General features: G+C 59.5%; 23 protein-coding genes. 16 read left to right on the forward strand and 7 right to left on the reverse strand.

Features of this window, described 5'->3' with window-relative positions; translation table 11 throughout:
* Positions 1-5: 5 nt before the first annotated feature.
* The 7 genes from H9L06_RS00135 (at position 6) to H9L06_RS00165 (ending at position 5822) form a co-directional block, all read left to right on the forward strand.
* Positions 6-1079 (forward strand): histidinol-phosphate transaminase, encoded by a 1074-nt coding sequence (locus H9L06_RS00135; protein WP_187555323.1) that lies wholly within the window; start codon positions 6-8, stop codon positions 1077-1079.
* Positions 1080-1146: 67 nt separating this feature from the next.
* Positions 1147-1755, forward strand: a complete 609-nt coding sequence (gene hisB / locus H9L06_RS00140; RefSeq protein ID WP_187555324.1) for an imidazoleglycerol-phosphate dehydratase HisB — start codon at positions 1147-1149, stop codon at positions 1753-1755.
* The gene (gene hisH / locus H9L06_RS00145) at positions 1752-2393 is read left to right on the forward strand and encodes an imidazole glycerol phosphate synthase subunit HisH (protein WP_187555325.1); all 642 of its coding nucleotides are present in this window, start codon (positions 1752-1754) and stop codon (positions 2391-2393) included. Before hisB ends, hisH begins: the two co-directional genes overlap by 4 nt.
* A gap of 22 nt (positions 2394-2415) precedes the next feature.
* Positions 2416-3165, forward strand: coding sequence for a bifunctional 1-(5-phosphoribosyl)-5-((5-phosphoribosylamino)methylideneamino)imidazole-4-carboxamide isomerase/phosphoribosylanthranilate isomerase PriA (priA, locus tag H9L06_RS00150; protein ID WP_187555326.1), 750 nt, complete (start codon positions 2416-2418; stop codon positions 3163-3165).
* Between the two features lie 14 nt (positions 3166-3179).
* Complete coding sequence (locus H9L06_RS00155) at positions 3180-4061, forward strand: SseB family protein (protein ID WP_187555327.1); 882 nt, start codon at positions 3180-3182, stop codon at positions 4059-4061.
* Positions 4062-4122: 61 nt separating this feature from the next.
* Positions 4123-5685: a sodium-dependent transporter gene (locus tag H9L06_RS00160; RefSeq protein WP_187555328.1), complete on the forward strand. Its 1563-nt coding sequence runs from the start codon at positions 4123-4125 to the stop codon at positions 5683-5685.
* A complete protein-coding gene (locus tag H9L06_RS00165; RefSeq protein WP_187555329.1) occupies positions 5682-5822 on the forward strand; it encodes a MetS family NSS transporter small subunit in 141 nt (46 codons plus the stop codon). The genes H9L06_RS00160 and H9L06_RS00165 overlap by 4 nt, the downstream gene beginning before the upstream one ends.
* A gap of 2 nt (positions 5823-5824) precedes the next feature.
* Here the strand turns inward: H9L06_RS00165 and H9L06_RS00170 are convergent, their stop codons facing one another.
* The 3 genes from H9L06_RS00170 to H9L06_RS00180 are packed head-to-tail and all read right to left on the reverse strand — an operon-like array spanning position 5825 to position 7239.
* Positions 5825-6151: a branched-chain amino acid transporter permease gene (locus H9L06_RS00170; RefSeq protein WP_187555330.1), complete on the reverse strand. Its 327-nt coding sequence runs from the start codon at positions 6149-6151 to the stop codon at positions 5825-5827.
* Positions 6148-6858: an AzlC family ABC transporter permease gene (locus tag H9L06_RS00175; RefSeq protein WP_187555331.1), complete on the reverse strand. Its 711-nt coding sequence runs from the start codon at positions 6856-6858 to the stop codon at positions 6148-6150. Before H9L06_RS00175 ends, H9L06_RS00170 begins: the two co-directional genes overlap by 4 nt.
* 15 nt (positions 6859-6873) lie before the next feature.
* On the reverse strand, positions 6874-7239 hold the full coding sequence (locus H9L06_RS00180) for a DUF1844 domain-containing protein (protein WP_187555332.1): 366 nt from the start codon (positions 7237-7239) through the stop codon (positions 6874-6876).
* Between the two features lie 247 nt (positions 7240-7486).
* On the opposite strand from H9L06_RS00180, the gene infC reads away from it, so the two are divergent.
* The 4 genes from infC to H9L06_RS00200 all read left to right on the forward strand — a co-directional run bounded on the left by infC (position 7487) and on the right by H9L06_RS00200 (position 9648).
* Entirely contained in the window at positions 7487-8083 is a 597-nt protein-coding gene (gene infC / locus H9L06_RS00185; protein ID WP_187556245.1) for a translation initiation factor IF-3, read from the forward strand.
* 53 nt (positions 8084-8136) lie between these two features.
* The gene (rpmI, locus tag H9L06_RS00190; protein ID WP_187555333.1) at positions 8137-8331 is read left to right on the forward strand and encodes a 50S ribosomal protein L35; all 195 of its coding nucleotides are present in this window, start codon (positions 8137-8139) and stop codon (positions 8329-8331) included.
* Between the two features lie 41 nt (positions 8332-8372).
* Complete coding sequence (gene rplT, locus H9L06_RS00195; RefSeq protein ID WP_187555334.1) at positions 8373-8759, forward strand: 50S ribosomal protein L20; 387 nt, start codon at positions 8373-8375, stop codon at positions 8757-8759.
* An 85-nt stretch (positions 8760-8844) separates the two neighbouring features.
* On the forward strand, positions 8845-9648 hold the full coding sequence (locus H9L06_RS00200) for a TrmH family RNA methyltransferase (RefSeq protein ID WP_187555335.1): 804 nt from the start codon (positions 8845-8847) through the stop codon (positions 9646-9648).
* An 8-nt stretch (positions 9649-9656) separates the two neighbouring features.
* Here H9L06_RS00200 and H9L06_RS00205 read toward each other — a convergent pair whose 3' ends face one another.
* The 4 genes from H9L06_RS00205 to H9L06_RS00220 form a co-directional block, all read right to left on the reverse strand.
* A complete protein-coding gene (locus H9L06_RS00205) occupies positions 9657-10982 on the reverse strand; it encodes a Dyp-type peroxidase (protein ID WP_246454404.1) in 1326 nt (441 codons plus the stop codon).
* Entirely contained in the window at positions 10951-11550 is a 600-nt protein-coding gene (locus H9L06_RS00210) for a copper chaperone PCu(A)C (protein ID WP_187555336.1), read from the reverse strand. Before H9L06_RS00210 ends, H9L06_RS00205 begins: the two co-directional genes overlap by 32 nt.
* 4 nt (positions 11551-11554) lie before the next feature.
* Complete coding sequence (locus H9L06_RS00215) at positions 11555-12274, reverse strand: copper resistance protein CopC (protein ID WP_187555337.1); 720 nt, start codon at positions 12272-12274, stop codon at positions 11555-11557.
* Between the two features lie 64 nt (positions 12275-12338).
* Entirely contained in the window at positions 12339-12956 is a 618-nt protein-coding gene (locus tag H9L06_RS00220; protein WP_246454406.1) for a hypothetical protein, read from the reverse strand.
* 81 nt (positions 12957-13037) lie between these two features.
* On the opposite strand from H9L06_RS00220, the gene pheS reads away from it, so the two are divergent.
* The 5 genes from pheS (at position 13038) to H9L06_RS00245 (ending at position 19319) form a co-directional block, all read left to right on the forward strand.
* Positions 13038-14090 (forward strand): phenylalanine--tRNA ligase subunit alpha, encoded by a 1053-nt coding sequence (gene pheS / locus H9L06_RS00225; RefSeq protein ID WP_187555338.1) that lies wholly within the window; start codon positions 13038-13040, stop codon positions 14088-14090.
* Complete coding sequence (pheT, locus tag H9L06_RS00230) at positions 14091-16646, forward strand: phenylalanine--tRNA ligase subunit beta (RefSeq protein ID WP_187555339.1); 2556 nt, start codon at positions 14091-14093, stop codon at positions 16644-16646. It begins immediately after the preceding gene.
* 131 nt (positions 16647-16777) lie between these two features.
* Positions 16778-17506, forward strand: coding sequence for an SDR family oxidoreductase (locus H9L06_RS00235; RefSeq protein ID WP_187555340.1), 729 nt, complete (start codon positions 16778-16780; stop codon positions 17504-17506).
* Between the two features lie 40 nt (positions 17507-17546).
* Positions 17547-18476, forward strand: coding sequence for a VOC family protein (locus tag H9L06_RS00240; protein WP_187555341.1), 930 nt, complete (start codon positions 17547-17549; stop codon positions 18474-18476).
* Positions 18477-18533: 57 nt separating this feature from the next.
* On the forward strand, positions 18534-19319 hold the full coding sequence (locus tag H9L06_RS00245) for an enoyl-CoA hydratase-related protein (protein ID WP_187555342.1): 786 nt from the start codon (positions 18534-18536) through the stop codon (positions 19317-19319).
* Positions 19320-19357 lie beyond the last annotated feature (38 nt).

Here is a 19357-nt window from a genome sequence, read left to right on the forward strand (position 1 = left end):
GCAGGGTGGCTGAACTGAGCGATCTTCCCCTCCGCGCCAATCTTGTTGGCAAGACTCCATACGGTGCACCCCAGGCTGCGGTGCCTGTTTCATTGAACGTCAACGAGAACACTCATCCGCTTCCAGAGGCTTTTATTACTGAAGCAGCTGCCGCAATCGCTGAGGCGCTCAGGGGAGTGAACAGATACCCCGACCGCGAGTTTCTCGAACTGCGTGCGGCCCTGGCGGATTACCTTGACGCGGGTTTGGTCCCAGAGCAGATCTGGGCGGCCAACGGGTCGAATGAAGTGCTCCAGCAACTGCTCCAGGCGTTTGGTGGCCCCGGCAGAACCCTCTTGAGCTTCACTCCGACATATTCGATGTACCCATTACTCGCAGACGGTACAGATACGAAGTGGGTTGGGGTTCCACGAAATGCCGACTTCACGGTGACACCTGAACTTGTCGTCTCCGCGATCCGAGAGCACAACCCAGACATTGTGATCTTGTGTAACCCGAATAATCCGACGGGCACCACGCTCAGCGCTGAAACAATACTTGCTGCCTATGATGCATTCGACGGAATGCTCATTGTCGACGAGGCTTACCACGAGTTCAATGCTGGCGCCGAGAGCGCTGTCGACTTACTGCCTGGCAGGCACCGACTCGTCGTGAGTCGCACGATGAGCAAGGCCTTCGCGTTTGCTGGCGTGCGACTCGGATACCTCGCTGCTGACGCAGCTGTGATCGATGCGCTGAGACTCGTGCGGCTGCCGTACCATCTCTCTGCGCTCACCCAAGCTGCCGCAATTACAGCAATCCGTCACTCTGGCGCGATGCTTGGCACGGTCGGTGAGATCCGCGAACAACGAGATCGTCTTGCGGCAGCATTGAACGAACTTGGTTACACAGTTCACCCTTCGGGCTCAAACTTCTTACTCGTTGGCGGCTTCGCCGATCCAAACGCGGTGTTCGAGACGCTTCGCGAGCAGGGCATTCTCATTCGAAACCTCGATATTCCGGGGCACCTGCGCATCACTGCTGGTACCGAGTCAGAGACGACCGCAGTGATCGAGGCGATCACTGCGCTTACCGCCTAAATCTGCGCGCGAGGCGCAAGGCTCCGCAGGGAGTGAGTGTTCAACACGACACGGTAGGATCGAAGGTATGACTGAAGGTGCCCGCATCGTGACCCGCACACGCTCGACGAGCGAATCCTCGATTGAAATCACCCTGAACCTTGATGGCACGGGTGAGTCGACCATTGAGACTGGCGTTCCGTTTTTTGACCATATGCTCACCGCATTCGCGCGGCACTCGCTCGTTGACCTGAACGTCAGCGCTCAGGGCGACACTCACATCGACATTCACCACACCGTCGAGGACACGGGAATTCTGCTCGGCCAAGCGATTCTCGAAGCGCTCGGCGACAAGAGCGGCATCTCGCGGTACGGCGACGCCCTCGTGCCACTCGATGAAGCACTCGCGCAAGCAGTGATCGACATCTCTGGCCGCCCCTATCTTGTGCACTCTGGTGAGCCGACGGGCTTCGAGTACCACTTGATTGGTGGTCACTACACGGGCTCGATGGTGCGTCACTTCTTTGAGGCGCTTACCTTGAATGCTCGCCTGACCGTTCACCTGCGTCTCATTGAGGGCCGAGATCCACACCACATTGCAGAGGCAGAGTTCAAAGCCTTTGCTCGCGCATTCCGCCAGGCGAAGGCACAAGACCCGCTCGTCACCGGAGTTCCCTCCACCAAGGGAGCCCTGTGAATGGAGCCGATGCACCTCGGGTAGTGGTGCTCAACTATGGCTCAGGCAACATCCACTCGGCCGCCAAAGCGCTCGCTCGCGCCGGAGCTGCGGTAGAAGTCACGGGTGACGCAGACAGGGCAATGGAAGCAGACGGCTTGTTTGTTCCTGGTGTTGGAGCATTTGATGCCGTGATGCAGCAGCTGCAAGCGATTCGTGGTGATCAGATTATTGATCGCCGGCTGGCGGGCGGTCGGCCCGTTATGGGAATTTGCGTTGGCCAGCAGATCATGTTCGAACGGGGAATTGAGCGTGGCGTCGAGACCGAGGGTCTCGGGGAGTGGCCGGGTGTCGTTCATCAACTCGATGCACCGGTGCTGCCCCATATGGGCTGGAACACGGTGACGCCACCGCAGGATTCAGTGCTCTTTAGAGGCATTGAACGTGAGCGGTTCTACTTTGTGCACAGCAACGCGGCTACTGAATGGACACTTGAGGGTCGCACGGCTGCGACCATGCCCCGGGTAACCTGGGCCGAGTATGGCGAGCCCTTTATTGCGGCCGTCGAAAATGGTCCATTGTGTTCAACCCAGTTTCACCCAGAAAAATCAGGCGAGGCCGGAATCCAGCTGCTCCGCAACTGGATCGCGTCGCTCTAGTTCGTTTCACCAAGGAGTACTGATGACAGAGCTCGCCTCACGGCCAAAATTGCAGCTTCTTCCCGCGATCGACATGGTCGACGGCAAGGCGGTGCGCCTGACCCAGGGCGAGGCCGGCACCGAAACGAATTACGGCAGCCCCGTCGACGCCGCGCTTGATTGGGTTGAGCAGGGCGCTGAGTGGATCCACTTGGTCGACCTCGACGCCGCGTTTGGGCGGGGGAGTAACGTCGACGTCGCGAAGAAGATCATTTCGCGCGCCGGCAAACAAGTCAACATTGAGTTCTCTGGTGGAATTCGCGACGACCGGAGCCTTGAACACGCCCTTGAGATGGGCGCAAAGCGCGTGAACTTGGGAACCGCAGCGCTTGAGAATCCTGAATGGACCCGTGCTGTTATCGCTCGGTTCGGAGAGCAGATTGCAGTCGGACTCGATGTGCGCGGAGAAACGCTTGCTGCGCGCGGGTGGACTGAGGAGGGCGGAAACCTCTGGGAGGTGCTCGAGCGCCTCGAAGCCGCTGGATGCCCGCGATACGTCGTCACAGATGTCACCAAAGACGGAACAATGCGCGGGCCGAATATTGACCTGCTCACGAAGGTTGCAGCACGCACTGACAAGCCTGTCATAGCCTCCGGAGGCATCTCGAGCCTAGACGACCTTGCTGCGCTGAGAGACATTGTTTCGCACGGCATCGAGGGTGCGATCGTCGGCAAGGCGCTATACGACGGGGCATTTACCTTGGCGGCAGCCCTTGATGTAGCGGGTCGGTAACACGCGAGATCACGATGGCGATCAAGAAGCTACCCTCGACGGGTGACACGCCACGCAACACTGGTGTGCCCGAAAGCCTCGTGCCTGGCGGCGAGGCCGATTCCGCGGGGTTTCCCTGGGCTGGCAGAACGTTTGACCATCACGAGACGGCCTTTGCGGGAGACGATGGAGATACCCCGGCGGCGCTCGCGGCTGCGGTTCGTGACATGCGTGAGGCGGCGGCTCAGTACCGTGAGGCTCAGAACCAATTAAGCATTGAGCGGCTCGCGGCAACACGATCCACAGTGCTCCTTGAGCTCTCACAATCTCGGGTGCTCGTTCCGCTGCTTGCAGAAGCGGGAGACATCGGTGAGACGCCTGATGGCAAGATTGTCGAAAAGACCCAGGAGCTTTCGATCGTAACTGTTGAGGGCCCAGACGGCAGGCGTGTTATGCCGGTCTTCTCCTCGACCGAAGCAATGCGAAATTGGAACCCAGAGTCACGTCCGATTCCGGTGCCTGCGCCACAGGCCGCGCTGGCCGCTGCGCAAGAGGGCACCGATCTCATTATTGTGGATCCGGGAATGGCAGACTCTCAGTTCGGTGTTCGCCGCACTGAGTTACAGGCGGTCGCGCTCGGTGAGCCGCGCGTTCCTGCGTGGGCAGATCCCGAGGTGCGCACCGCGTTCCTTGCGGGCGCCTCAGGTGAGAGCCAGGTGAGTGCTCTCGCACTGTTGCCCGGGGATCCCGATGGCACGCTCACGGCCGCCGAGACAGATGTCTATCTCATTGTCGAGGCCGGGCTCGATCGAGAGCAGCTCACCGAACTGCTTTCACGGCTCCAGGTCAATTGGGCGAATAGTGCGCTCATTGCCGAACGAGTCGACTCGATGCGGTTCGTGCCCAGAGCTCAGTAGGCGACGCGACCGCTGTTACCCTAGAGGGGTTTCAGAAATCCGGGTTCGAGAGGATGTTGCCATGAGCACCGCGAAACCAGCTGCCCCTCCAGCCCGCGCCGAATGGACAGGGCAAGTCGGGTTCATTCTTTCAGCAGTCGGGTCCGCTGTCGGGCTCGGCAATATCTGGCGTTTCCCCGGCGTCGCGTACGAGAACGGTGGCGGCGCGTTCCTCATTCCGTACATCGTTGCCCTGCTTACCGCTGGCATTCCGATCCTGTTTCTCGACTACGCAATCGGTCACCGCTACCGCGGCTCGGCCCCACTCGCGCTTCGCCGAATCGCAGGAAAGCTGGGTGAGGGAATCGGGTGGTTCCAGGTGATGATCTGCGTGTTTATCGCGATCTATTACACTGCGGTGCTCGCGTGGGCCTCAAGCTACTTTGTGTACTCATTCGATATCAGGTGGGGTGACGATGCCACCGGATTCTTCGTGAATGAGTATCTACAGCTCGCCGACGCGCCGTTCACTCTGCACTTCGTGCCGTCGGTGCTTATCCCACTTGTCATTATGTGGATCGTCACCCTCATTGTGCTCGGCGCTGGAGTGGTAAAGGGCGTGCAGCGCATGAATGTCATCGGCATTCCGCTGCTCGTGGTCGGGTTTCTCGCCCTCGTGATTCGCGCACTCTTCCTTCCGGGGGCAGTGGATGGACTCAACGCACTCTTTACTCCAGACTTCTCGGCGCTCCTAATTCCCGGAGTGTGGGTAGCCGCGTACAGCCAGATCTTCTTCTCGCTTTCGGTCGCATTTGGCATCATGCTCACCTATTCGTCGTACCGCAGGCGCAAGTCGAACCTGACGACCCCTGGACTCGTCGTTGCGTTTAGCAACTCGTCATTCGAGATCCTTGCAGGAGTCGGCGTGTTTGCGACACTCGGTTTCTTTGCGCATCAGCAGGGTATCGGGGTGGGGGACCTAGAAGGCCTTACGGGTGTGGGTCTTGCATTCATGACGTTCCCCGCAATTGTCTCTGAAATGCCGGGCGGCCCAATCTTCGGCATGCTGTTCTTTGGGTCACTTGCGATTGCAGGCCTCACTTCTATGATCTCGATTATGGAGGTGATCCTTGCCGCGATCATGGACAAGTTCGGACTCACACGACTCCAAGCGACTTATCGCATTGGCGGAGTACTCGCAGTGATCTCAATTGTGCTGTTTGGCACCACTTCGGGCCTCACCGCTCTCGACACGATCGACAACTGGGCAAACAATATTGGAATCGTCTCGTCGGCAGTGGCGATGACAATTACGGTGTTGTGGATTCGCGGTTCAGGGCGCATGCTCGCTGGGCACCTCAGTGCACTATCGACGTTTAAAGTCGGAAGAACGTGGCTGTTCTTCGTGTCGATCCTTGGGCCCGTAGTGCTCGGATACATGCTTGTCGCGACCATTATCGGTTTGATTGCAGAGCCGTACGGCGGCTACTCAGCGGGCTACCTGCTCATTGTTGGCTGGGGCTCGGTCGTTTTGATGATTGGTGGATCGCTGATCCTCACCAGTCGCCGTTGGCGCTACAACCCAGATAATTTTGAACCGTGGCCGCAGGTCAATGCTGCGTCGCGGCAGGGAGGTGCAAAATGACCCCGATCGCGATTGTCTTTCTCGTGATAGCGCTCATCATCATCTGGGGCGGAATGTTCGCGAGCATCATTATGCTGAGTCGTAAAAGCGAAATTGACGTCTATCCAGGCGGAGGCAAAGACGTCTTCGGGGATTAGTCTCAGAAGAAGTTGACGAGCAGTACGTAGCAGGCGGTACCGGCTGCGACGCTGAGCAGCACCCGTCGCCGGCAGGTGAGATGCACTGCCACGGTGACTGCGGTGGCTACGAGCACCATCCACCAATTAGAGCCTCGAACCTGGAACTCTCCAACGAGTACCACCACTGCGAGGATGAGGATGATGCCAGCGGGCATCCACTCACCGAGGGACTTCACAAGTTTCGACTTGCGAAGCTTTGCAAGCATGGCAAACGGGAGCGCGCGAAGACCGAGGGTGATCAATCCGCCGAAGGCAATCGCAGCAATGAGGTACATCGTTTCACTCATGCGTGATCACCTGTTCGTGTTCGTGCTGCAGCAATGGCATACCTCGTTGCGAGAAGCACAGCGAATATAAGCAGCGCAGCAAGCATCGCGTTTGCCGGGTACAGTACGAGAGCAACTGACACCGAGAGCCCCGCAAGTATCGCGGATGGGAGCTCTCGTTTTGACCGAATCGCATCAAGCGTCATAACTATGAAGGTTGCAGCAAGCGCAAACTCGAATCCATGGATTGGCTCGTCGAGCGCTGACGCGATCGTGATGCCGATGAGCCCGCCGCCAACCCAGTATGCCTGCATCATGAGCTGGCCCGTGAGTATGCGTGCAGAAGTGAGCGAAGCCCGGTTCATCAGTGAGTACGTCACGTAGGCCTCATCGATGAGCGCGTACACCGAGTAGGCGCGGGGCAGTCCCTTCCGTACCTGGTTAAGCGGAAACGAGAAGGCGTAGAACACGTGCCTGAAGTTGAGCGCAAAGACCGTGACTGCAATAGTCACAAGCGGCACTGTGCTTGCAAGCATGCTGACGAGCAGGAGCTCGACCGATCCAGCAAAAATACCAATCGAGAGCGCGGGCGCGACCCACAGCGGAAGGCCTGCCTGCACGACAAGAATGCCGAGTGCTATTCCGAGTGGAAAAATAGCGATGCCGACGCTCAAGGAATCGGTGATGCCTGATCGCACCTCCTGCTTCACAGGAGCTTTCTCAGTCATTCAGAGGTGGGGGAACTAGTTCACCGGACCTGTGTACTTCTCGCCAGGGCCCTGGCCAATAGCGTCTGGGATTGGCGACGCCTCGCGGAATGCGAGCTGAACCGAACGCAGACCGTCACGCAAGCTACGTGCATGCATGTCGCTGATGTCAGGAGCGCCTGCAGTGATGAGTCCCGCGAGGGCGTTGATGAGCTTGCGTGCCTCATCGAGGTCGATTTGATTTTCTGGATCGTCGGCAAGGCCGACCTTGACCGCTGCGGCACTCATAAGGTGCACGGCTGCAGTGGTAATCACCTCAACCGCAGCGACATCAGCGATGTCTCGTGTTGCCTGTGCAACGTCTGACTCGTCGTTCGTCGGAAGTGCGTATTGATCGCTCATGAAAGCGCCCCTGTCTGTGTCGTCTTGGGTGTGCTAAGCTTGGTGAGGTTGTCGGCAGAATTGCCGATGCTACGGAAGAGGAGATTCTCCCACCCGGCACCACTCCAGGTTACCGGGTAGTTGGCACTCCGCCGCACATGCGGCAGCTTAAGGGTGTGGGTACGCGTGCGTTCCCGATCTCAATTTCCGTGAGCCTAAACACAAATGTTTAGGGTTCTTTCATCACACGAGATCAGAGGAGCAGGCGATCAGCGAGCCCCGTACGAATGACCGAATTCGCGTTTCCGAAGTGCGACTGGTTGGACCCAGTGGCGAGCAGGTCGGAGTCGTGCCGATCGATACTGCCCTGCGCCTAGCAGCGGAGGCGGATCTTGATCTCGTCGAGGTTGCCCCGAACTCGAAGCCGCCCGTGGCGAAAATCATGGACTTCGGCAAGTACAAGTACGAGGCGGCTCAGAAGGCGAAGGAAGCCCGTCGTAATCAGGCGAACACCGTACTCAAAGAGGTACGTTTCCGCCTGAAGATCGATAAGCATGACTACGAAACCAAGCTGAAGCGCGCGATCGGCTTCCTGTCGCAGGGCGACAAAGTGAAGGCGATGATCCTCTTCCGTGGCCGCGAGCAGTCACGCCCCGAGCAGGGTGTGCGCTTGCTCCAGCAGTTCGCCGAAGACATTGTCGAGTACGGCACCGTCGAGTCGAATCCCCGCATCGACGGCCGCAACATGGTGATGGTGATTGCACCTGTGAAGAACAAATCCGAGGCAAAGGCAGAGCAGAATGCTCGGCGCGCCGAGGAGAAGGCCAACAGGCGGGCTGACAAGCCAAGCCAGTCGGCTGACTAAGACCTCAACGACATAGCCGCCTAGGTGGCAGACCCACAACAAGGAGAAAACCGATGCCAAAGCAGAAGACCCATTCGGGGGCCAAGAAGCGCTTCAAGCTCACCGGCTCCGGCAAGCTGATGAAGCAGCAGGCCGGCATGCGCCACAATCTCGAGGTGAAGTCCTCACGCCGCAAGCGTCGTCTGAACGCTGAGCAGGTGCTCGCTAAGGGCGACGCCAAGCAGGCAATGAAGCTCCTCGGTCACTAAGCACGGCCCGACGAACCCAAAGTCTTTAAGGAAGAACTGAAATGGCAAGAGTAAAAAGGGCCGTAAACGCCCACAAGAAGCGTCGCGTTATTCTTGAGCGCGCCGAGGGCTACCGCGGGCAGCGTTCACGCCTGTACCGCAAGGCAAAAGAGCAGGTCATCCACTCGCTCGTCTACTCGTACAACGACCGCCGCAAGAAGAAGGGCGACTTCCGTCGCCTGTGGATCCAGCGTATTAACGCTGGTGCACGTGCAAACGGCCTCACCTACAACCGCTTCATCCAGGGCCTGAGCCTTGCTGGTGTTGAGGTTGACCGTCGCATCCTCTCGGAGCTCGCAACGAACGATCCAGCAACGTTTGCGTCGCTCGTCGAGACCGCGAAGAAGGCTCTTCCTGCCGACACCTCGGCTCCGAAGGCTGCAGCGTAACCTCTGCTTTAAAAGTCCCGTCACCAGGCTCGCCCGGTGACGGGACTTTTGTGTGTCCGGCTGCTCGCATCGTTATGCTGATCGAATGAGCTTCGAGATCCTCGACAACCCGAAAGCCGGTCGTGTAAAGCGTGCTGCAGCACTTTCGCGTAAGAAGGAGCGCCTCGAGTCTGGCAAATTTCTCGTGGAGGGGCCGCAGGCGGTTCGCGAGCTGCTGATGCATCGTGCCGACCTGATCGAGACGGTGTTCGCTACGACGGGCAGTGAATCGTGGCAGTTGGAGATCGATCGCCTCGCGTCTGAAGTTGAGGTATCGATTGAGCGGGTGACCGAGGATGTTCTCGCAGCGATTGCCGAAACCGTGCAGCCGCAGGGCGTGGCAGCGGTCGCGCGTATTCCTGAGACTTCACTCGAGCACGCGTTCGAAGGCGCAAGACTTGTAGCGGTACTCCATGAGGTTCGCGATCCAGGCAACGCCGGCACCGTTCTGCGTGCTGCTGATGCCGCGGGCGCCGACGCCGTGATCTTTTCTGGTGACTCGATCGATCCGTGGCACCCGAAGGTGGTGCGATCCACAACCGGTTCGCTCTTTCACTTGCCAGTCGTCGTCGAGAAATCGCTCGAGAGTGTGCTCTCTGCCGCGCGCGAGGCGGGGCTCGAAACGATTGCTGCGGATGTGCGCGGGGCGGAACTCACCGGCGCGACAGATGACCTGGCGGGCCCCATCGCCTGGGTGTTTGGCAATGAGGCCCGAGGTCTCGAAGAGGCACACCGCACGTCAATCGGTCGCTCGCTAAAGCTCCCAATCTTCGGAGCCGCCGAATCGCTCAACCTCGCGACAGCGGCTAGCGTGCTGCTCTACGAAACCGCGTTCGCGCAGCGTCGCTAATCAGGCAGCTAACTGGCAGATTCGTCGCTGTTCTCGCCGAATAGTGCGGCCCCGAGTATCTCCCCGGGTTGAAACCCGGGGAGCATTGCAAACACAGCGGAACCCGTGTGCGTGACCCACTCGTTGAGCAGATCTGCCTCATCGAGTCGCTGTTGAATTGGAACAAACTGGGTGAGTGGATCTCGCTGATAGCACCCGAACAGCAGGCCCGCTTCATGGCCGTCATCGTAATTTGAGGTACGTCTCACGATCCGTTCGCTCGGATCGGTCGAGTGCGCGCGACGAATATGTGCCGCCGAGGAAATCACCGGCAAGCCGTTTGGTGCCTTCGCGTCGAAGTCAACCTCGGCGTGCTCTCCACCGCCGGGATTGGTGAGCGGAGCGCCATCGGACAAAGTGCGCCCAATGGTCACCTCGCGACCGGGCCTGTCGACCCGATCCCAGGTATCGAGCTCCATGCGAATTCGCCTGAGCACAAATGCAGAGCCGTTCCGCAACCATGATGGGCCGCTCTCGCGATCGATCCACGTCAGTGCGTCGAAATCGTGATCCTCAGGTGCTGGGTTTACTGTTCCATCAACCTGTCCCATGAGATTTCGCATCGTGGCACCCGGCGCCTCGGTGCCCCTCGATTGCCGAAACCCTTGCTGCGTCCACGCCAATTCGGCAAAGCGATCCACATCGCGGTGCAGCATGCGTGCCGCGTGCGAGATTGGCAGTGGATCGTCAGCTTGCACGATGAACAACAGGTCTCCGCCGTCGTAACCGCCTCCGAGCTGATCAAGGGAAAAGGTCGGGAGCGGCGCGAGCCACTCTGGGCGTTCAGCAGGGGCGACCCGATCCACAAGGGTCTGACCGACACCAACCGTGATCGTGAGCCGTGCGGGACGAGCCGCGAGCTCCCTTTCGGGGTCAGCGAGCGGCGCAGCTCCTGCCGTCAGCGCCTCGATGTCGCCTGTGATGATGCGAAAGAGTCGAACCAGTGCAGCCCGATCGGTGTCTTCTCGCAGACCGTATGAAACGTAACGAGTGTGTGCCGCGGGAACAGAGACGATGCCAGCCTGGTGGGTGCCATGACAGGGGAGTGCCTCACCACCAAACCCTGGGAACCCGCCCGTATCGCCGAGAGACGGCATCGTTTCTGGATCGTATGGCTCACTCTTCCATGTGCTCCCAGCGAGCGCGTAACCACCCGCGGTTCCGGCGGCTGCTCCGACAAGTGCACCAAGGCCAGCGCCAACCGCGCCTCCCGTGACGAAGGCGCGGCGGCTGACTTTTTGCGGCGATGTCGTACTAGGTCGCTCAGTGGCCGTCATGACCGCCGTCGCTGTCATGACTCTCGTCGTAACTCTCGTTCGCACCCGCGGTGTCCTTCACGAGTGCCGACAACTCGAGGGCTGACCCATCAGTGAAGCCGAGTTCGATCGACACCTCGTCGCCGGGGAGCAACGGATCTGTGATCCCCATGAGCATGATGTGATTGCCGCCCGGTTCGAGCAGCAGTGATCCACCTGCGGGAATGATGACGTCACCAGCAATCTCACGCATCTGACCATTGACGACCTCATGCAGTTCGACGTGTTTTGCCGAATTACTCGTCACCGAAGTGATCGTGAGATCGGCGTCACCATGATTCTCCAGCACGGCGAAGACACCGGTCATGCCCTCGCCCGGCTCCATGTCGGCGGCGGTCGCCTTGGCCCAGACGTCGAGCGCGTGCACTTGGGTGTGTTCGGTTGAGTTGGCAGGTGTGTTTGACGTTGCCGAGGACTCTGTATGTTCGGGAGCCGCTCCTGCAGTGGTACACGCAGAGAGTGCTACCGGAACGGTGAGTGTGAACGCGGCGACGGCAGAGGCTATCGCCGCACGGCGCGAACGCTGAGTGCGGAATGTGTGAATCATCGAGTTAGCCTTCCGAGTCTGAAGGCCAGGCGCTCGGTGCAGAATCTGTGGGAGCCGCAGACTTCTTACGCTTGCGAGTGAGCAGTGGGATCACGATCGCAGCGATCACCAACACCGCAGCTGCGATACCTACCGGCAGAATCCAGTCGGTACTGCTGTCTTCGCCACCTGTCGTCACCGCGTCATGATCGCCGTGTGCATCGCCCTCGTGCGAGTGGTCTTCGTCACCGTGGTCATGGTCGGCCTCTGCGTCGCCCGACTCGTCACCATGGTCGTGCCCATCACCCTCTGGAAGGACTTCGATTTCGCCCGGAGCGCCGTTCTCGATGTGGAAGCTGAAGCCGCCCTCGATGGGGTGGCCATCGCTCGAAACCACGCGCCACACGGCATTGTATGTGCCGTCGGGAAGGCCAGGGGTAACGGCCTGTGTCACATCGGGACCTGAAACCTCGGGTTCGCCAGAGGTGACGTCTGCGTCTGCCGCATCGGTTATGAGTACTTCAGTCCCCATCTCGAGCACATTGTTACTAAATGTCATGCGCACTGCTTCTGTTGCACCAGACTCGTCGGTGACTACCACTGTGTTGACGAGTTGGTCGTGAGCGAGGGCCGGTGATGCGGGGGCGAAGAGTGCGGCGAGTACGAGTGCGAATGTGCCCGCGATGCCAAGAGCTTTGATGCGTGTAAGCCGTCTTTGTGGGGCAATTTGTGTGTGCGAATGCATGTGTGATCCTTCTATAACTGTCTTCGAAGCTGTGTAGATTGCCGCCAGTGTTGCGGCCGAGAGATCAGTAGGAGACAGGAGGACCGCGCAGCGTACGTGCGCAACGTGTAAGAAGTTGGACCCTTAGCGCCGGTGCATCGATCGAGACAATTTGCGGTACAGGGGCGAGGATCTCGGTAGGCGCGATTGCGTGTGGGAACGCCCGGCCCAGCATGCTGCCCAAAGCCATGATCGCGCGCTCGCCGCGGGCGATGAAGGCAGCAGAAATAATGGCGGCAAGACCGTGCAAGATCCACATCGTTGCATCGGCTGCGCCGGCTTCGATAACTCGCGGAACAAACTGCTCGAGGGCCGCTAGGTGCGCGGCGTGTGATCCGGCCGGAAAGTCACCGATCGGACCGGAGGCTGTAGAGGTTGACGCGCCGATGCCAGCGAACACCCAGTGGTAGAAAAATTGACTCACGCCGACTGCGATAGCCACGCGCCAAACTGACCCGGACCGCCCGGCGAGTGCGACGCACAGGGGGAGCGCGATGATTGCCGTGACAAGCATTGCGATAGGAGTCACGGTGCCGCCGGCCAGGGCGTGCGAAGCGGCGGCAAGAACGGTTGCGATCGCAGCAAACAGCATTCCGCGCCCCGTGCGAGTAGCGCGGCTCATGCTGTGTTGTCGCTCGGCCACGCCCGCAAGTCTAACGGTCGCTAGTGACACCAATCTGAGTCCGTGTCTCGAAGTGTCGAAGGGGCGATAGGATTGATTCTTGTGTCAGACAGCACCTCAAACCCCAATCCGATCTCGCAGGGAGCGGTAGATGCCGCTATTGAAGAAGCCCTCGCAGCCTTCGCTGCTGCGGCCTCTGTTTCTGAGCTCAAATCTGCTCGCACTGAACATCTGGGCGACGACTCTGCAATTGCCAAGCTGAACTCGCTCATGCGGCAGGTGCCGAAAGATGAGAAAGCTGCAACCGGCAAGCTCATGGGCCAAGCTCGGGGTCGCCTTGAAGGTGCATATAAGGGCCGTGAGACAGAACTTGCTGCTGCGGAAGCAGCTGCGCGGCTCGTGGCCGAGACAGTTGATGTCACTGAGGCGCCAGTGCGTCGTCGTGCAGGTTCACGTCACCCACTCTCTCAACTGCAAGATGAGATTTCAGACATCTTCATTGGTATGGGTTGGGAGGTCGCTGAGGGGCCCGAACTCGAGCACGAGTGGTTCAACTTTGACGCCCTGGGGTTCGATCCAGATCACCCCGCGCGCGCAATGCAAGACACGTTCTTTATTGAGCCTGCAGACCGTCATCTCCTGTTACGCACGCATACGTCACCCGTACAGATTCGGGCTCTACTCGATCGTGAACTCCCGGTATACGTCGTTGTGCCCGGTCGTACGTACCGAACTGATGAACTCGACGCAACGCACACACCAGTCTTCAACCAGGTCGAGGGCATTGCCATCGACCGCGGTCTCACCATGGCGCACCTGCGCGGCACGCTCGAGCACTTTGCCCGTCAGATGTTCGGCGAAGAAGCAAAGATCCGCCTGCGTCCAAACTTCTTCCCGTTCACTGAGCCATCGGCTGAGATGGACGTGTGGCAGCCAAACGCCAAGGGTGGCGCTCGCTGGGTCGAATGGGGAGGTTGCGGCATGGTAGATCCAAATGTGCTGCTCGCAGCCGGCATTAACCCCGAGGAGTATCAGGGGTTTGCCTTCGGTATGGGTATCGAGCGCACACTCCAGTTCCGTAACGACCTCAATGACATGCGAGACATGGTTGAGGGAGATATTCGTTTCAATGCACAGTTCGGAGGCCTGGTCTAAATGAGAATTCCACTCAGCTGGCTCGGTGAATTTGTTGAGCTTCCCGAAGACATCACCCCTGAACAGGTGCACGCCGACCTCGTGCGCGTTGGTTTTGAAGAGGAGTCGATCCGCAAATTCGACATCTCTGGCCCTGTTGTAGTCGGCGAGGTGCTTTCTGCTGAGCCAGAGCCGCAGTCGAACGGCAAGACCATTAATTGGTGCCAGGTGCGCGTTGCGCCAGGGGGCCAGTCTGCGGCCGATGGCGGCGCTGACGTTCGCGGCATAGTTTGTGGCGCACACAACTTCACTGTCGGCGACAAGGTGGTTGTGACGCTTCCCGGTGCGGTGCTCCCTGGGGACTTCAAGATTGCGGCGCGGAAAACCTACGGACACGTCTCTGACGGCATGATCGCGTCGGCGCGTGAACTTTCACTCGGCGAAGACCACGACGGCATCATTGTTCTCTCGCGGCTTGGACTCGACCCTGAGGTTGGTAGCGACGCGCTTGAATTGCTCGGACTCGACCAAACTGCGGTTGAGATTAACGTGACTCCCGACCGGGGGTACGCGTTCTCGATCCGTGGAATCGCGCGCGAGTATGGCCACTCGACCGGTCGTGTGTTTACCGATCCTGCGAGCCTCGTGCACCCGGTCGACGGCGCAGGGTTCGACGTCAAAATTGAAGATGCTCGGCCGATCCGCGGTCGCGTGGGGGCTCTCGGGTTCGTGACCCGCGTTGTGCGCGGTATCGACGCGACACGTCCGACACCCGCGTGGATGGTGGCGAGGCTGCAGCTTGCGGGCATTCGGTCGCTTTCGCTGCCGGTAGACATTTCGAACTACGTCATGCTCGAGCTTGGTAACCCGATCCACGTTTATGACTTCGACAAGCTCGCGGGTGGCATCACTGTGCGTCGGGCGATGCCCGGCGAGAAGCTCGTCACTCTCGATGGCCAAGAGCGAGAAATGCACGAAGAAGACCTGCTCATCACTGACGAGTCAGGCGCAATCGGCATCGCTGGTGTGATGGGCGGCGAGTCGACCAAGTCAGGTGATTCGACGACTGACGTACTTATTGAAGCGGCAACCTTCGATCAGGTGTCAATCGCCCGATCTGCGCGCCGGCACAAGCTGCCGAGTGAAGCGTCTCGCCGTTTTGAACGCGGAGTCGATCCGCTCGTCTCGCAAGCCGCGGCACAACGCATGGTCGATCTGCTGATCGAGCTCGCAGGCGGTACCGCAGATTCTCTTGGTTCGACTCTCGTTGCGCCCTGGCAGCCCGAGGCTGTCTCGCTGCCAATAGCTCGCGTCAATGGACTGATGGGAACCGACTACTCCGACGCTGAGGTGCGTGGCGCACTTGAGATGATTGGCTGCCAGGTCTCCGCAGTGGATCAGGAGACGATCAGCGTAACCGCGCCGTCTTGGCGCTCTGATCTTGGAAGGCCCGCAGATCTTGTGGAAGAGGTCGCTCGAATTGCCGGGTACGACCGCATTCCGTCGGTGCTTCCTGTCGCTCCCGCGGGTCGTGGGCTCACCCGATCACAGCGTCTGCGCCGTCGCGTCGCAAATATCGTGACCTCGGCGGGTTTCGATGAGGTGCTGAGCTATCCCTTCGTGAACCGTTCGCAGCTGAATGATTTCGGTGCTGGTGCAGAGGCCGCTGGAGAGTCTGAGGCTCCGATCCACGCCATCAAACTCGCGAATGCGCTCGACGGTGAATCGCCGTTCCTGCGCCGTTCGCTGCTGCCTGGGCTGGTGACTTCGGCGCAACGAAACGTCTCGCGTGGCCTCACTACGCTGTCGCTCGTCGAATTTGGTTCGGTCTTTGAAGCAGCCGGAGATCCTCTCGCGTTGGGCACAGATGAGGTACCGCCGCTTGCTGAGAAGCCATCAGATGAGGTGCTCGCGGCGCTGAATGCCTCGTTGCCCGCACAACCGTACCGGGCAGCAGGGCTGCTCGTCGGCTCGGCAATTGCGAAGCAGGCGGGTGAAGCCGGGCGGGCATACGACTGGGCCGATGCGCTCGACGCTGCTCGCACCGCGGCCGGTGCTGCTTCTGCTGAGCTCATCGTGCGCCAAGGGTCACATCGCGCTTTCCACCCAGGACGCACTGCTGAGTTGCTCATTGCTACTGAGTCGGGCCACGAGGTTGTCGGAGTCGCTGGTGAATTGCTTCCAGAGCTCACCGCGAACTACCACCTCCCGGGCCGCGTTGCCGCGTTTGAGCTCGATCTTGAGCGCATCATCGAACTTGCACCGCGTGAGCCGCGCACCGCGAACCTTTCGGGGTACCCGGCCGCGACGCAAGATCTCACGCTCGTTGTTGATGCCGATGTTCCGGCGGGCGACGTGCTGAACACGGTGGTGAAGGGTGCGGGCGAGCTTCTCGAGCACGCTTCGATCGTTGACGACTACCGTGGTCAGGGAATTGAAGACGACAAGAAGGCCCTGACCTTCGCGTTGCGATTCCGTTCGAGCGACCGCACGTTGAAGGCAGAAGAGGCGAGCGAGGCAAAACTTGCTGGCGTTGCTGCGGCAGAGCAGGCATTCGGGGCGAAGCTGCGCGACTGAGTGGCGTGGGGCAGTCGTTCGACAGATGCCGATCGACTGATGCCTTTCGCAACCGATGAAAAGGGTGAACCTCGGGCCAAGCAAGGGTAGTGTGAGTCTCACAGCTCACACTGCTCGCGCTGGAGGTCAATATGCGGATCGCTGTTGCAGGAGGTACGGGAGTTGTCGGCGCCCACGTTGTGAGAATCGCGGCCGACGCTGGGCATAAGGTTCGCGTGCTCTCGCGGTCACACGGGGTAGACCTGGTCACTGGGGCTGGCCTCGACCTCAGTGGAATCGATGTGGTCATTGACGTGAGTGGATCCACTTCACCAAGCGAAGCGATGTCGTACTTCGAATCGAGTACGCACACTCTGCTGCGCGCAGAGCAAGATGTGGGCGTAAAGCATCACGTTGCCTTGTCAATTGTTGGAGCGGTGGAGCATCCGCACGGGTACTACGCAGCGAAGGCTTTGCAAGAGCAGCTCATCGCTGATGGTCCGATTCCGTGGACGATCTTGCGAACGACTCAGTTCTTTGAGTTCGCGGAACAAAAGGCCGTTGCTGTATGGCGGTGGGCAGTCGTTGCGAAGTTCTTGTCGCGACCGATTGCGGCGGCATCTGTTGCGCGACGGTTGGTTGAGATTGCCGAGGGGGAGCCCCGCGGTATGACGCCAGAGTTTGCGGGGCCTGATGAGTTAAGAATGGCCGATCTTGCGCGAATGGTGTTTGAAACACACGGTGACCAGCGCGGGGTCATCGAGCTTCCGCTGCCGGGCAAGATGGGCCGATCTATGCGTGACGGAGGACTGCTCCCTGGCCCTGATGCCGAAATCGATTCCAAGAGCTACGAAGAGTGGCTTGCCGACGGGGCGCACTAAACCGGCCGTCCCACAATTTGCACACCCAATGGAGACAAAGATGTCACAACGAATCATTCCGAATATTTGGTGCACGGGAACAGCGGAGGAGACGGGGGAGTTCTACGCGCGAGCGTTCAGTTCTGCCGGATTCAGCGCGTCGTCGGAGGTGGAGTCACGATATCCGACCGAGGGACTCCTCGATTTTCAGAAGCCTCTAGCGGGCAAGCCGCTCACCGTCGCCGTACAGATCGAGAACACGCAGTTGATTCTTGTGAATGCGGGTCCGGAGTTCTCTCCGAACCCATCGATCTCGTTCATGTTGAATTTCGATCCACTCATGTTTGATGGTGACGAATCGCTCGCTCGTGAGCGACTCACCGGGCTCGCTCGAGAGCTTGGTGTGGGCGGAACTGACCTCATGCCTCTGGGGGAGTACCCGTTCTCCGCGCTGTACGTATGGGTGCAAGACCGATACGGAGTGAGTTGGCAACTCATGCTCACAAACCCCGAGGGTGACCCGAGACCATTCGTCATACCGGCACTCATGTTTGACGGGCCGTCGCAAGACCGCGCTGCCGAGGCAGCAGATTATTACGTGTCGGTTTTCGCGAGTACGCCTGGCGGCACCGAGATTGGCAATCGGTCGCCGTACGGCCAGCCGACCGGAAAGGCGAGCGCCGAAGCACTCGCCTTCGGTGAGTTCAGAATCGGCGAGCAGTGGTTTATGGCCGCAGATAATGGATCGGGCCAAGACCACGGGTTCACGAGCGGCGTTTCGTTACAGGTCAACTGCGACGATCAAGCAGAGATTGACCGGTTATGGGAGGCTCTCTCCGCCGTTCCCCAGGCAGAGCAGTGCGGTTGGTTGGTGGATCAGTTTGGAGTGAGCTGGCAGGTTGTTCCCACCAACATGGGTGAGCTTATGGAGCGGGAAGGCGCATTCGAGCACTTGCTCGCGATGAAGAAGATTGTGATTGTCGATATCTGATCTTTCCTCGTCTCGCGATAGCGTTGGGGCACAACGCCACGCCACGAAGGAGTAAGCATGTCAGAACAGGGCAAGTACACAGCAATTCTCACCGAGGTCAATGGTCGTGTAGCTACGATCACGCTCAATCGTCCCGAAGCGCTGAATGCATTGAACAGCACGCTCGTCAGCGAATTGATCGAGGCAGCGCTTGGGTTCGATGCCGATCCAAATATCGGCGCGATTGTCTTGACCGGTTCTGAGCGAGCATTTGCGGCGGGCGCCGACATCAAAGAGATGGGTTCGCTCTCATACTCAGACATGCTGCTGGGAGGCCCCTTTCCGTCGTGGGAGGGGTTCGAACGCCTACGTACCCCGGTCATCGCAGCGGTATCGGGGTACGCGCTTGGTGGCGGGTGTGAGCTCGCGATGATGTGCGACATCATTCTCGCCGCAGACAACGCGAAGTTTGGTCAGCCAGAAATTAACCTCGGCACGCTTCCCGGCTTTGGTGGATCGCAGAGGCTGCCACGTGCTGTCGGCAAATACAAGGCAGCTGAACTCGTACTAACGGGTCGCCAGATGGGTGCCGAGGAAGCAGAACGTTCCGGCCTTGTGTCGCGTGTAGTGCCGGCTGCTGAGCTGCTCGAGGAGGCCCGCAAAGTCGCGCAGACTATCGCTGAGAAATCACTCCCTGCGCTGTACGTTGCGAAAGCCGCGCTCCAGGCAGCTCAGGAGACCCCGCTCGCGGAGGGTCTGAAATTTGAACGCCAAGCATTTGCGGCGTCGTTTGCGACCGAGGATCAGAAGGAAGGGATGCGAGCATTCGCCGAGAAGCGTGCTGCTGACTTTTCCCACCGCTAACGCATGAAAGAATAGGGAGGGTGTCTGAGAGGGGCGGC

It is taken from the genome of Leucobacter denitrificans (assembly GCF_014396385.1).
GTDB classification, from domain to species: domain Bacteria; phylum Actinomycetota; class Actinomycetes; order Actinomycetales; family Microbacteriaceae; genus Leucobacter; species Leucobacter denitrificans.